At 69.3% G+C, this 12,884-nt stretch carries 10 protein-coding genes and 1 pseudogene; 6 read left to right on the top strand and 5 right to left on the bottom strand.

What is annotated here, in order from left to right; genetic code table 11:
* Positions 1-2 precede the first annotated feature (2 nt).
* Complete coding sequence (locus KIH27_RS10870) at positions 3-650, bottom strand: nitroreductase family protein (protein WP_214092959.1); 648 nt, start codon at positions 648-650, stop codon at positions 3-5.
* Positions 651-717: 67 nt separating this feature from the next.
* On the opposite strand from KIH27_RS10870, the gene KIH27_RS10875 reads away from it, so the two are divergent.
* The gene (locus KIH27_RS10875) at positions 718-1,101 is read left to right on the top strand and encodes a hypothetical protein (RefSeq protein ID WP_214092960.1); all 384 of its coding nucleotides are present in this window, start codon (positions 718-720) and stop codon (positions 1,099-1,101) included.
* Positions 1,102-1,179: 78 nt separating this feature from the next.
* Here the strand turns inward: KIH27_RS10875 and KIH27_RS10880 are convergent, their stop codons facing one another.
* Positions 1,180-4,470: an error-prone DNA polymerase gene (locus KIH27_RS10880; RefSeq protein ID WP_214092961.1), complete on the bottom strand. Its 3,291-nt coding sequence runs from the start codon at positions 4,468-4,470 to the stop codon at positions 1,180-1,182.
* A 112-nt stretch (positions 4,471-4,582) separates the two neighbouring features.
* Between KIH27_RS10880 and KIH27_RS10885 the strand changes: the two genes are divergently transcribed.
* Together KIH27_RS10885 and KIH27_RS10890 are read left to right on the top strand one after the other, a co-directional pair.
* Positions 4,583-5,014, top strand: coding sequence for an MmpS family transport accessory protein (locus KIH27_RS10885; protein WP_214092962.1), 432 nt, complete (start codon positions 4,583-4,585; stop codon positions 5,012-5,014).
* The gene (locus tag KIH27_RS10890) at positions 5,011-7,932 is read left to right on the top strand and encodes an MMPL/RND family transporter (protein ID WP_250149929.1); all 2,922 of its coding nucleotides are present in this window, start codon (positions 5,011-5,013) and stop codon (positions 7,930-7,932) included. The genes KIH27_RS10885 and KIH27_RS10890 overlap by 4 nt, the downstream gene beginning before the upstream one ends.
* A 7-nt stretch (positions 7,933-7,939) precedes the next feature.
* Here the strand turns inward: KIH27_RS10890 and KIH27_RS10895 are convergent, their stop codons facing one another.
* A complete protein-coding gene (locus KIH27_RS10895; RefSeq protein WP_214092963.1) occupies positions 7,940-8,824 on the bottom strand; it encodes a universal stress protein in 885 nt (294 codons plus the stop codon).
* Positions 8,825-8,900: 76 nt separating this feature from the next.
* Between KIH27_RS10895 and otsB the strand changes: the two genes are divergently transcribed.
* Positions 8,901-10,001, top strand: a complete 1,101-nt coding sequence (otsB, locus tag KIH27_RS10900) for a trehalose-phosphatase (protein ID WP_214092964.1) — start codon at positions 8,901-8,903, stop codon at positions 9,999-10,001.
* Between the two features lie 68 nt (positions 10,002-10,069).
* Positions 10,070-10,288, top strand: a complete 219-nt coding sequence (locus KIH27_RS10905) for a hypothetical protein (RefSeq protein WP_214092965.1) — start codon at positions 10,070-10,072, stop codon at positions 10,286-10,288.
* Between the two features lie 16 nt (positions 10,289-10,304).
* Here KIH27_RS10905 and KIH27_RS10910 read toward each other — a convergent pair whose 3' ends face one another.
* Positions 10,305-10,823 carry a TetR/AcrR family transcriptional regulator gene (locus KIH27_RS10910; RefSeq protein WP_214092966.1) on the bottom strand — a complete coding sequence of 173 codons (519 nt, stop codon included), beginning with the start codon at positions 10,821-10,823 and terminating at the stop codon, positions 10,305-10,307.
* A gap of 157 nt (positions 10,824-10,980) precedes the next feature.
* On the opposite strand from KIH27_RS10910, the gene KIH27_RS10915 reads away from it, so the two are divergent.
* On the top strand, positions 10,981-12,558 hold the full coding sequence (locus KIH27_RS10915) for a PE-PPE domain-containing protein (RefSeq protein ID WP_214092967.1): 1,578 nt from the start codon (positions 10,981-10,983) through the stop codon (positions 12,556-12,558).
* A gap of 17 nt (positions 12,559-12,575) precedes the next feature.
* On the opposite strand, the pseudogene KIH27_RS10920 reads toward KIH27_RS10915, so the two are convergent.
* Positions 12,576-12,884 (bottom strand): annotated as a pseudogene (locus KIH27_RS10920) (HNH endonuclease signature motif containing protein); the annotation flags it as partial.

Below are 12,884 nucleotides of genomic sequence, written 5' to 3' on the forward strand. Positions count from 1 at the left end.
GGCTACCAGGTGTCCCAGTGCGTCACCTGCTCGGCCGGCAGCCGCTTGGCCGGCTTGAAGCCGGTGCCCTTGGTGTAGGCGATCGGGAACAGCCCACCCTGGCTGTACTTGTCGAACGGGATGCCGAGCACCTCGGCGGCCTGGCGCTCACCGTCTTCGAGCAGGTGCAGCGTCGTCCAGCACGAACCGAGCCCGCGGGAGCGCAGCGCCAGGCAGAAACTCCACGCCGCCGGGAACAGCGACGCCCAGAACGACGCGGTGATCCCGGTCGGCGCCTTCTCCGGCCGCCCCTCCAGGCACGGGATCAGCAGCACCGGGACGTCCTGCATGTTCTCCGCCAGATACCGCGCCGAGCCGCTGACGAACTCCATCCGCTCACCGCGCACGTCGCCCTCGCCGTAGTCGGGTTTCGGCTGGCTCAGATACGGCAGTGCGTTGGCACGGTAGATGTCGGCGATCGCCTGCTTCTTCACCGGGTCGGTCACGAACATCCACTGCCAGCCCTGGGCGTTGGACCCGGTGGGCGCCTGCAGAGCCAGTTCCAGGCATTCCATCAGCACGTCGCGGGGCACCGGCTTGTCCAGGTCGAGGCGCTTGCGCACGGAACGGGTGGTGGTCAGGACTTCGTCGAAGGACAGGTTGAGTGCCATGAGGGGAGATTACCGATCGCCGCGGCCGATGATTCCGGAATCCGCGCGGGCCCCTACGCTGGTCGGCATGGGTGCGTTGACGTCGCCGAAAACCTATGTCGGACTGGCGGTGTTCCACGCCGTCGATGCCGTGCTGTGCGCCATCCCGATCCCTCAGGTCGAGGAGTTACTGGAGGCGCTGCAACTCTCCGACCGTAAACCGCCGATGGGCTGGGTGCTGGCCGCGGTGAAGACCGCCGCGGCGGTCGGGCTGGGGTCGGTGCACCGAGCCCCGGGGCTGGCCCGGCTGACGACGGCGATGCTGACGCTGTACTTCACGATCGCGGTGGGGCTGCACATCCGGGAGTGGCGGCATGGCACTCCGCTGACCCGGCTGATCGGGCTGACGGCGGTCGGGTTCCTGGCGGCGTGCGCCGTGATGACGGTGCGCGGCCCCGACCGGCCGGCCTGACCCCTTCCCCGCGACCGTGCAGAGTTGTCCGGCAAACGCCCAGGTGAGGGTGGACAATCATGCACGGTGGCAGAGAGATCAGCGGAAGTCCCGGGACGCCGACCGCACCGCCAACTGAATGCGGCCCAGCCGCTCGGCCAGCACCGTGACCGCCCCGCTGGCGTTCTGCACCCGCCCGCGGATCAGCAGCGCCGTCGCGGTCTGCGCCAGGCTGCGGTGCCGCGCCCACACCCCCGGCGTGCACAGCACGTTGACCATCCCGGTCTCGTCCTCCAGGTTGACGAACGTCACCCCGCGGGCGGTCGGCGGCCGCTGCCGATGCGTCACCGCCCCGGCCACCAGCACCCGGGTGCCGTCGGGCACCACGGCCAGCCGGTCGGCCGTCAGCACCCCGGCGGCGTCGAGGTCGGCGCGGCAGAACTGGGTGGGGAAACTGTCCGGGGACAGCCCGGTGGCCCACACGTCGGCGGCGGCCAGTTCGGTCTCACTCATCCCGGGCAGTGTCGGAACGTGCGAGACGGCGCCCACCCCGGGCAGCCGGTCGGGCCGCTGGGCGGCCGCCGCCCCCGCCGCCCACAGTGCCTCCCGCCGGGACAGCCCGAAGCAGCCCAGCGCCCCGGCGGTGGCCAGCGCCTCGACCTGCGGCGAGGTGAGCTGCACCCGGGCAGTCAGATCGGCCAGTGAGGTGAACAGCCCGCCCGAATCACGTTCGGCCACCAGCTTTTCGGCGAGTTCGCCGCCGATGGTGCGGACCGCCCCCAACCCCTGCCGGACCGCGGCCCCGGCGTCCTCCAGTCCGGCGTGCGCCAGGCTGGCGTTGACGTCCGGGCCGCGCACCGTCACCCCGTGCCGGCGGGCGTCGGCCACCAGGGACTGCGGGGAGTAGAAGCCCATCGGCTGGGCCCGCAGCAGTGCGGCGCAGAACGCCGCCGGGTAGTGCAGCTTGAACCACGCCGAGTAGAACACCAGCGACGCGAAGCTCATCGCGTGACTCTCCGGGAAGCCGTAGTTGGCGAACGCCTCCAGCTTCTCGTAGATCCGGTCGGCCACCGGGCCGGTGATGCCGTGCAGGTCGCGCAGCCCGTCGTAGAACCGGTCCCGCAGCCGGCGCATCTTCGCGGTGGACCGCTTGGATCCCATGGCGCGGCGCAACTGGTCGGCCTCGGCCGGGGAGAAACCCGCGCAGTCCACCGCCAGCTGCATCAGCTGCTCCTGAAACAGCGGCACCCCCAGTGTCTTCCGCAGCGCCCGGGCCATCGACGGATGCTCGTAGACCACCGGGTCCACCCCGTTGCGCCGCCGGATGTAGGGGTGCACCGACCCGCCCTGGATCGGCCCGGGCCGGATCAGTGCCACTGATACCACCAGGTCGTAGAAGACCCGGGGCCGCAGCCGCGGCAGGGTGGCCATCTGGGCGCGAGACTCCACCTGGAACACCCCGACGGTGTCGGCGCGGGCCAGCATCTCGTAGACCGCCGCCTCGGACAGGTCGATGCGGGCCAGGTCCACCGCGACGCCGCTGTGCTGCGCCACCAGGTCGCGGGCGTAGTGCAGTGCGGAGAGCATGCCCAGGCCCAGCAGGTCGAACTTCACCAAACCGATAGCCGCGCAGTCGTCTTTGTCCCACTGCAGCACGCTGCGGCCGGGCATCCGCGCCCACTCCACCGGGCAGACGTCGGCGATCGGCCGATCGCAGATCACCATGCCGCCGGAATGGATGCCCAGATGCCGCGGCAGGTTCGCGACCTGACCGGCGAGTTCGACGACCTGGTCCGGGATCCCCTCGACCTGCCCGTCCAGCGCCCCCCACCGGCCGAACTGCTTGCTCCAGGCGTCCTGCTGGCCCGGCGAGAAGCCCAGGGCGCGCGCCATGTCCCGCACCGCGCTGCGGCCCCGGTAGGTGATGACGTTGGCGACCTGCGCGGCGTAGTCGCGCCCGTAGCGGTCGTAGACGTACTGGATCACCTTCTCCCGCTGGTCGGATTCGATGTCGATGTCGATGTCCGGCGGGCCGTCTCGGGCCGGTGACAGGAAGCGTTCGAACAGCAACTCGTTGGCGACCGGGTCCACCGCAGTGACGCCCAGCGCGTAGCAGACCGCGGAGTTGGCCGCCGATCCCCGGCCCTGGCACAGGATGTCGCTGCGCCGGCAGAACGCCACGATGTCGTGGACCACCAGGAAGTACCCCGGAAAGTTCAGCTGGGCAATGACTTTCAGTTCATGCTCGATCTGCGCGTACGCCTTGGGGTTGTCGGCCGGCGCCCCGAACCGCTGCGCGGCACCCGTCATCGTCAACGATCGCAGCCAGCTGTCCTCGGTCTCGCCGGCCGGCATGCCTGAGTACGGCGGCAGCCGCGGCGCGATGAGGCGCAGCGGAAACGCGCACTGCCTCCCCAGTTCTGCGGCGGCGGGCACCGCGCCCGGGTGCGCCGCGAACATCCGAGCCATCTCCGCCCCGGAGCGCAGGTGCGCCCCGCCCAGCGGCGCCAGCCAGCCGGCGGCGCCGTCCAGCGACTGCCGGGCCCGCACCGCGCTCAGCGCCATCGCCAGCCGGCCCCGCTCCGGCCCGGCGAAGTGCGCGCCGGTGGTGGCCACCACGCCAACCCCGAATCGCGGTGCCAGCCCGGCCAGCGCCGCGTTGCGCTCGTCGTCGAGCGGGTCGCCGTGCCGGGTCAGTTCGATGCTGACCCGCGCCTGCCCGAACCGGTCCACCAGGTCGGCCAGCGCCGCCGCGGCCGCATCGGGACCGCCAGTGGCCAGCGCGTGCCGGACATGCCCCTTGCGGCAGCCGGTCAGGATCTGCCAGTGCCCGCCCGCGGCCTCGGTCAGCGCGTCGAGGTCGAACCGGGGCCGGCCCTTGACGCCCCCGGCCAGGTGCGCGGCGGCGATCTGCCGGGACAACCGCCGATAGCCCTCCGGGCCGCGGGCCAGCACCAGCAGATGCGGGCCCGGCGGATCCGGCGCATCGGTGCGGGCCGCGCAGCCGTCACCCAGCGACAGTTCGGCCCCGAACACGGTCGCGATGTCCAGTTCCCGGGCCGCCTCGGCGAACCGCACCACCCCGTACAGGCCGTTGTGGTCGGTCAGCGCGATCGCCCGCAGGCCCAGCCGGGCGGCCTCCTCCACCAGTTCCTCAGGGGTGTCGGCCCCGTCCAGGAAGCTGTACGCCGAGTGCGCGTGCAGCTCGGCGTAGGGAACGGTCGCAGCGGGTGGCCGCGCCGGACCGGTCGGCCGGTACGGCTCCCGCTTGCGCGACATCGCCGAGCCGTCGTGGATCGACGCACCGGCCCCGGAACCGGTGTGACGAGGCTTACCATCGAGAACACGTTCTATTTCCGCCCAGCTAGGCGGGCCACCGCCCCAACCCACACCGACGAGTATATCGAACAGATGTGCGATTTCGATCTCGACAGGTGCCTAAAAGAACTTTGATGCACTAATCTGTGTCAGATTCCCGCACCGCACGAAAGGCCCCCACCTCATGCTCGGCGTGCTCAGACGCTCTTGGTTGCCACTGATGGTCGTGGCCGTCGTCGTCGTCGGCATGTTCGCGGTGCAGCGGATCCGCGGCTACTTCGGCGCCGACCCCAACGCCGCCGGATCCAGCAAATTTGAGGACACCAAGCCGTTCCACCCCAAGATCGTCGTCTACGACATCTGGAGCCCGGACGGCACCTACGCCGACATCAACTATCTCGACCTCGACGCCACCCCGCAGCGTGTCGACGCAGCCACCCTGCCGTGGTCGCTCACCCTGTCGACCACCAACCCGGCGGTGAGCCCCAACATCGTCGCCCAGGGTGACGGTGCCACCATCGGCTGCCGCGTCACCATCGACGGCGTCGTCAAAGACGAACGGATCTCCAGCGGCCCCGTGGTCGCTCAGACCTTCTGCATTGTGAAATCCGCATGAGCAACCACAGCAACCGCCCCGACATGGACGCCCCGACCCAGGTGCTGCCGGTGATCCAGCCGGCGCCCAACACCGCCAAGCACACCACGATCTCACGGTGGATCCGGCGGCTGGCGATCCCGATCATCCTGATCTGGGTCGGCATCACCGTGCTGGTGAACACCATCGTTCCGCAGCTCGACGAGGTCGGCCAGATGCGCGCGGTCTCGATGAGCCCCAAGGACGCCCCGTCGATGGTCGCAATGACGCGCATCGGCAAGGTGTTCAACGAGTTCGAGTCCGACAGCTCGGCGATGGTGGTGCTCGAAAGCGACCACCCCCTCGACGACGCCGCGCACACCTACTACGACGATCTGGTCAAGAAATTCGAGGCCGACACCACCCACGTCGAACACGTCCAGGACTTCTGGAGCGACCCGCTGACCGCCGCAGGCTCGCAGAGCCCGGACGGCAAATCGGCCTACGTGCAGGTGTACCTGGCCGGCAACATGGGCGAGACGCTCGCCAACCAGTCCGTCGAGGCCGTCCAGAAGATCATCGCCGACACCCCCGCACCGGACGGGGTGAAGACCTACGTCACCGGCGGGGCCGCACTCAACGCCGACCAGCACATCGCCGGCGACAAGAGCCTGAAGCTGATCACCGCCCTGACCTTCGTGGTGATCATCGGCATGCTGCTCAGCGTCTACCGGTCGATCGGCACCGTCCTGCTGGTGCTGCTGATGGTGGTGTTCGAGTTGAGCGCCGCCCGCGGTGTGGTGGCCGTGCTCGGCTACTACAACATCATCCTGCTCTCGACGTTCGCGGTGAACCTGCTGGTGACACTGGCCATCGCCGCGTCCACCGACTACGCGATCTTCCTGCTCGGCCGCTACCAGGAGGCGCGGTCGGTCGGCGAGGACAAGGAGTCGGCGTTCCACACCATGTATCACGGCACCGCGCATGTGATCCTCGGCTCGGGCCTGACCATCGCCGGCGCCACGTTCTGCCTGCACTTCACCCGGCTGCCCTACTTCCAGTCACTGGGCATCCCACTGGCGATCGGCATGGTCGTCGTGCTGACGGCGGCGCTGACGTTCGGTGCCGCGGTGATCTCGGTGGCCGCGAAGTTCGGCATGCTCGAACCCAAGCGCGCGATGCGGATCCGCACCTGGCGGCGGATCGGCGCGGTGATCGTGCGCTGGCCGGGCGCCGTGCTGGTGGCGACCACGATGGTCTGCCTGGTCGGGCTGGCCACCCTGCCCGGCTACCGAACCAACTACAACGACCGGCAGTACCTGCCCAGCTACGTGCCGGCGAACATCGGCTACGCCGCCGCTGACCGGCACTTCTCACAGGCCCGGATGAACCCCGAGCTGCTGATGATCGAGACCGATCACGATATGCGCAATCCGGCCGACTTCCTGGTGATCAACCGGATCGCCAAGCGGATCTTCGAGGTGCCCGGCATCGCCCGGGTGCAGGCGATCACCCGGCCGCAGGGCACCCCGATCGAACACACCACGATCCCGTTCGCGATCAGCATGCAGGGCACCACCCAGCAGCTGAACATGAAGTACCAGCTCGACAGCATGCGCAACATGCTCAAGATGGGCGACGACATGATGGTGTCGGTCGAGTCGATGGAGCAGATGCTCGAGGTCACCAAGGGCATGGCGGCGACCACCCACAGCATGGTCGGCAAGATGCACCAGATGCAGGACGACGTCGCCCAGCTGCGCGACGAGATGGAGAACTTCGTCGACTTCTGGCGTCCGATGCGCAGCTACTTCTACTGGGAACCGCACTGCTACGACATCCCGATCTGTAACTCGATCCGGTCGATCTTCGACATGATGGACGGCGTCGACAAGATGAGCGAGGACATCGACCTGCTCATGCCGGACATGGAGAACCTCGACAAGCTGATGCCCCGGATGATCGAGATCATGCCGCCGATGATCGAGACCATGAAGAACATGCGGGTCACCCAGCTGAAGATGCAGGCCACCATGGAGGGGCTGCAGCTGCAGATGGAGAAGATGACCGAGGGCCAGAACGCCATGGGCAAGGCGTTCGACGAGTCCAAGAACGACGACTCGTTCTACCTGCCGCCGGAGGCGTTCGACAACCCCGACTTCAAGCGCGGCATGAAGATGTTCCTGTCCCCCGACGGGCACGCCGTGCGGTTCATCATCAGCCACGAGGGCGACCCGATGTCACCGGAGGGCGTCAGCCACATCGCCCCGATCCGGCACGCCGTGCACGAGGCACTGAAGGGCACGCCGCTGGAGGGCTCCAAGGTCTACCTGGCCGGTACTGCGGCGATGTTCAACGACATGAAGGACGGCTCGGCCTGGGACCTGCTGATCGCCGGGATCGCCTCGCTGTGCCTGATCTTCATCATCATGCTGCTGATCACCCGGGCGGTGGTCGCATCGGCGGTGATCGTCGGGACCGTGGTGCTCTCCCTGGGCACATCGTTCGGGATATCGGTGCTGATCTGGCAGCACATCGTCGGACTCGACCTGCACTGGATGGTGCTGGCGATGAGTGTGATCATCCTGCTGGCGGTCGGGTCGGACTACAACCTGCTGCTGGTCTCCCGGATGAAGGAGGAACTGCACGGCGGGCTGAACACCGGCATCATCCGCGCGATGGGCGGCAGCGGTTCGGTCGTCACGTCGGCGGGCCTGGTGTTCGCGTTCACGATGATGTCGATGCTGGTCTCCGACCTGCGGGTGATCGGCCAGGTGGGGTCGACGATCGGGCTGGGCCTGCTGATCGACACCCTGGTGATCCGCTCGTTCATGACGCCGTCGATCGCGGCGCTGCTCGGCAAGTGGTTCTGGTGGCCGCAGCGGGTGTACTCCCGCAAGCCCCGGGTCCCGCAGCGGCCGGCACCGGCGCCGGCGTCCGAGCCGCTCCCGATCGGCTGAGCGGGGGTCACGTCGTCGGCGTGCCGCCGCGTGCCACCAGCACCGGGCAGTGCGCCGACTGCACCACCGCCAGGCTCACCGAGCCCAGCAGCATCCCGGTGAAGCCACCGCGGCCGTGGCTGCCCACCACCACCAGCTGGGCGGCCTGCGACTGCTCGATCAGCTGATCGGCCGGCCGGTCGCTGACCGCCACCCGGCGCACGGTGACGTCGGGGTAGCGCTCGTGCCAGCCGGCCAGCCGCTCGGCGAGCACCAGCTCACCATCGGATGCCATTGCCGCGGAGTCGATCCCGGGGAAATCTGCGACGGACGTGTCATGCCAGGCGTAGACCGCGATCAGCTCCACCCCGCGCAGCGACGCCTCCTCGAACGCGAGCGCGGTGGCCGCCTCGGAGACCGGTGAGCCGTCGATGCCGACCACCACCGGCGCTTCGGCTGGATGCGCAGCACCCTCGTGGGCGACGACCACCGGGCCGTGCGCATGCCGGACCAGCGATGAGCTGACCGAGCCGAGCAGGCTGCGGCGCAGCCGGCCGTGGCCGCGGGACCCGACCACGACGCGTTCCGCCTCGGCGCTCATGTCCACCAGCATCGGCACCGTCGACCCCACCACGGTCTCGGCGGTGATCCGCAGCGGGCCGGCCGGGCCGGTGTAGCCCTCGACGATCTTGCGGGCCTGCCGCAGGTGCTGCTCCCCCTGCTCGCGCTGCCACTCGGTGTAGCCGGGCGGCATCGGCGTCTCGGGGAACGTCATCACCACCGGCGGGGCCAGGATGTGCGCCAGCGTGAGCGGCAGGTTGTGCAGTGCGGCGTCGCGGGCCGCCCAGTCGACCGCTGCGATCGATGACGGCGAGCCGTCGACGCCGACCAGGATTCCGTACTTCGCGGGCATCGGTTCTCCTTGCGCTGATGGGCCTGACTACGCCCCTCCCACGCTAATCCGGTTTGCGCTGTGGCACCGTGGGGACATGCTGGACGAGTCGGTGACCATCGACCCGCGACGTCACGACGCAGTGCTGCTCGACCTCGCCGACCCGGCGTCGGCCGACGGACTGGCGCGACGGCTGCGGCAGGCGGGGGTGCGGGTCGCCGCGGCGGGTGCGGACCCGGCCGGCGCGGCGGCCGCACTGTCGGTGCGCCCGGGGCGGTGCGCGGTGCTGACCGACACCGCGGCCGGGGTGATCACCGCTCGCAGTGCGGGTTTCGCGCTGGTGGTCGGGATGGGCCAAGACGGCGCCGACGCCGTGGTGGCCGACCCGGACGACGTCGGGGTGCGCAGCGGTGACCGGCCGATGTCGGCACTGCCGGCGCCGGACCCGGCCCCGTGGACCCGCCCGGCGGTGTTCTTCGACTTCGACGGGACCCTGTCCGACATCGTCGACGACCCCGACGCCGCCCAGCCGGTGGCCGGCGCAGTGGATGCGCTGGCGGCGCTGGCCGCGGTGTGCCCGGTCGCGGTGCTGTCCGGCCGCGACCTGGCCGACGTGCGGGGCCGGATCGGGCTGCCCGGCATCTGGTACGCGGGCAGCCACGGTTTCGAGCTGACCGGGCCCGACGGCGCGCACCACCAGAACGAGGCCGCCGCCGGTGCGGTGCAGACGCTGGCCAAGGCGGCAGCGGCACTGCGCGACCGGTTGGCGAAAATCCCGGGAGTCGTGGTGGAGCACAAGCGGTTCGCGGTGGCCGTGCACTACCGCAACGCGGCCCGGGACCGGGTCGGGCAGGTGACGGCGGCGGTGCGCGACGCCGGGCGGCACCGGGCGCTGCGGGTGACGACGGGCCGCGAGGTGATCGAGCTGCGTCCGGACATCGACTGGGACAAGGGCGCGACGCTGCGCTGGCTCCTCGACCGGCTGCCCGGCCCGTTGCTGCCGGTTTACCTCGGCGACGACATCACCGACGAGGACGCGTTCGACGCGGTGCAGGCCGCCGATCTCGCCGGCGTCGGGATCCTGGTCCGGCACACCGACGACGGCGACCGGCGCACCGCGGCGCGGTTCGCGCTGGACAGCCCCGCCCGGGTGGTGGAATTCACCGCCCGGCTGGCGGGGTTGCTCGCCGGGGAGTGAGCCGGTCGACACCTGACCGGGGACTTCCGTCCCTTCCCTGACACGCGGGCAGCTGATCGGATGTGCGGATGGATGCGTATACGGCCGCTCAGAACGCCAAGATCGGCAGCGAGTACCTGGAGTTTCCCGAACTGGACGACCGTGATTTCCAGAAGCTGGCCCATGAGCGCGTCGGGAAGCTCACCAAGATGTTCATGCCGTCCAACCACCCGCCGGTGGTGGAGCTGATGGTGTCGATCTGGATCGACGGGCTGGCGTCGGGGCTGCGGATGGCCAAAGAGGACTGAGGCGGACTGAGAACGCCTAGCGGCAAGTGCTCCCGGCCAGAATCGCGTCGACGATCGCGGCGAGAAATCCCGGCGGGATCTGTTCACCGCGAACCAGGACCCGGAACCAGATCGCGCCGTCGAGCAGATCCATCACGGTCTTGGGATCGACGTCGGGCGGCAGTTCACCACGCTGAACGGCCCGCTCGAAGATGGGCCGTTCCCGTGCGAGGCGGTCAGCGGAGAAGTCGTGAAGCAACTCGGCCAACTGTGGTTTACGTTGTGCCGCACCGAAGATCGCGGTGACCACAGCGGTGTTCGCGACGAGGAGGCCGGCGACATGCTCGGCCAGCGCCAGTAGGTCGCCGCGCAGGCTGCCGGTATCGGGCATGTCGAAGTAGAGCGCTTCGGAGTCGAGCAGTGCGGCGCCCAGCAGGGCTTCCTTGGACGGCCACCACCGATAGATCGTCGTCTTGTTCACGCCGACCCGTGCGGCCACGACCTCGACGGTGAAATCGTCGTAGCCCCGTTCGGCCAGCAGTCGCAGCGCGGCCACGAGGATCTCCTCGGCTTTGCGCGGCCCTCGGCCCCGGCGCACGGGCGTGCTGGTCACCTCGAAAATCTACCGCCAGACACTGTCTGCTCAGGCTCGACTCAGTTAAAGTGCAACTCAGTTGCATTTCAATCTGACGGTCTGAGGCAAGGGGTAGTTGATGGTCCACGTTCTGCGAACAGGCACCGGAATCGTCGTCGCGGCGGCCGGACTGGCCGTCGCACCGCTCCCGTCCGCACCGCCGTCGAACGCACGCACGGCGATCCTCACCGCCGCCGACGCACCGCTCGGCGGCGGCGTGGCCCTGGTGCTCGGGCCCAGCGGTATCCCGATCCCGCCGCAGAGCTACATCGACATGGTCGACCAGCTGTACCTGGCGCCGCGCGGATTCACCGGGGTGACGCAGGGTGTCAACACACCGGAGGGGCTGTATCCGATCACCGGCGTCCACAGCCTGCTCAACGACACCTCCAACGCCCAGGGCGTGCAGATCCTGGAACACGCGATCATGGCGCAGATCGCCGGCGGGCACGTCGACGCCGTCAACCCGGTGGTGGTCTTCGGCTGGTCGCAGAGCTCGGTGATCTCCACGATGGTGATGCCGGACCTGGCGAAGCTGGGCGTGCCCACCGACGACGTCCACTTCGTGCTGGTCGGCGACGAGGCCATCCCCAACGGCGGCGTGCTGTCGATGTTCGACGTTCCGGCCGGCGCCCACCCGTCGGCCCCATCGCTGGGCATCACGTTCACCGGCCCGCAGCCCAACGACCTGTACCCCACCGACGTCTACACCAACGAGTACGACGGGTTCGCCGACTTCCCGCGGTATCCGCTGAACGAGCTGTCCACGATCAACGCCCTGCTCGGCATCGTGTTCCAGCACCTGCTGTATCCAGCGCTGACCCCCGAGCAGATCGCCGACGCGCATCAGCTGGTGACCTCGGCGGCCGACACCCTGACCAACTACTACGTCGTCCCCGATCCGTACCTGCCGCTGCTGGAGCCGCTGCTGCTGTTCGGCCCCGGCGGCAAGGTCCTCTACGACCTGTTGGAGCCGGACATGCGGATCCTGGTGGACCTGGGCTATGGCAGCCTCACCGAGGGCTGGAATCAAGGGCCCGCGGACGTGGCGACCCAGGCCGGGCTGTGGCCGACGAACATCGACCCGGGCCAGCTGCTCACCGCGCTGGCCAACGGCGCCCAACAGGGGATCACCGACGCCGTCCACGACCTGCAGGATCCGACCGCCACCCAGACAGCGCTGACCGACGCGTTGGCACCGCTGGTCAGCGCCGCGCACACCATGGGGTTCACCACCGCCACCGATCCCACGCAGCTGCTGACCAACCTGCCGGAGTTGCTGGCGCTGGCCCGCAACTTCCTCGGTGCCGGCTTCGCGAACTTCCCGATCTCCGATGCGACCCCGTCCTCGTCGCTTGCCGACATCGTCAACGCCATCACCGGCACCCTCTCCGGTGACTACGCAACCCTGCTGCCGCTCGGCGACACCGGCACCGCGCTGCTGAGCAGCCTGCCCAACGCGGCCGTCACCCTGCTGACGGACTCGTTCCAATCCGGCGACATCCTCGGCGGCCTGGAGCAGGGCATCGGCGCGCTGGCCGGGCTGATCCCGTTCGCGGTGATGGACGGGGTGATCGCCCCCGTCGCCGAGGCCCTCGGGGGAACGGTGGTCAACCTGGCCGATTTGCTCGGCCTGGGCGGCGACCTGAGTGACTAACAGTGGGACGTCAGCGGCTACGGGCCGTCTCCGTCTCCGTCTTCGCCATCGTCGTTTTCGCTGTTGCGGAGCAGGTTTTCCGGGTGGTGGTAGTGGTTGGTGCGGGGCTGGCCGTGGTCGGCGTGCGGTGGGGGGATGGTTTCGATGTCGCCGTTTTTTCGGCGGCGGGTTCGCCAGCCGTGGTTGGTGATGAGGCTGTGGTGGCCGCCGCAGCGCCAGGTGAGGTCGTCGGCGTCGGTGGTGCCGGTGATGGCGTAGTCGTTGTTGTGGTGGGCTTGGCAGTGGTAGCCGGCGACGGTGCACCCCGGGTGGGTGCAGCCGCGGTC

Source organism: Mycolicibacter acidiphilus, assembly GCF_018455725.1.
GTDB lineage: Bacteria > Actinomycetota > Actinomycetes > Mycobacteriales > Mycobacteriaceae > Mycobacterium > Mycobacterium acidiphilum.

Excerpts from the sequence above, each read along its gene's own strand:
- KIH27_RS10870 (WP_214092959.1), bottom strand. The coding sequence starts at position 650 with ATGGCACTCAACCTGTCCTTCGACGAAGTCCTGACCACCACCCGTTCC.
- KIH27_RS10875 (WP_214092960.1), top strand. The coding sequence starts at position 718 with ATGGGTGCGTTGACGTCGCCGAAAACCTATGTCGGACTGGCGGTGTTC.
- KIH27_RS10885 (WP_214092962.1), top strand. The coding sequence starts at position 4,583 with ATGCTCGGCGTGCTCAGACGCTCTTGGTTGCCACTGATGGTCGTGGCC.
- KIH27_RS10890 (WP_250149929.1), top strand. The coding sequence starts at position 5,011 with ATGAGCAACCACAGCAACCGCCCCGACATGGACGCCCCGACCCAGGTG.
- KIH27_RS10895 (WP_214092963.1), bottom strand. The coding sequence starts at position 8,824 with ATGCCCGCGAAGTACGGAATCCTGGTCGGCGTCGACGGCTCGCCGTCA.
- otsB (WP_214092964.1), top strand. The coding sequence starts at position 8,901 with ATGCTGGACGAGTCGGTGACCATCGACCCGCGACGTCACGACGCAGTG.
- KIH27_RS10905 (WP_214092965.1), top strand. The coding sequence starts at position 10,070 with ATGGATGCGTATACGGCCGCTCAGAACGCCAAGATCGGCAGCGAGTAC.
- KIH27_RS10915 (WP_214092967.1), top strand. The coding sequence starts at position 10,981 with ATGGTCCACGTTCTGCGAACAGGCACCGGAATCGTCGTCGCGGCGGCC.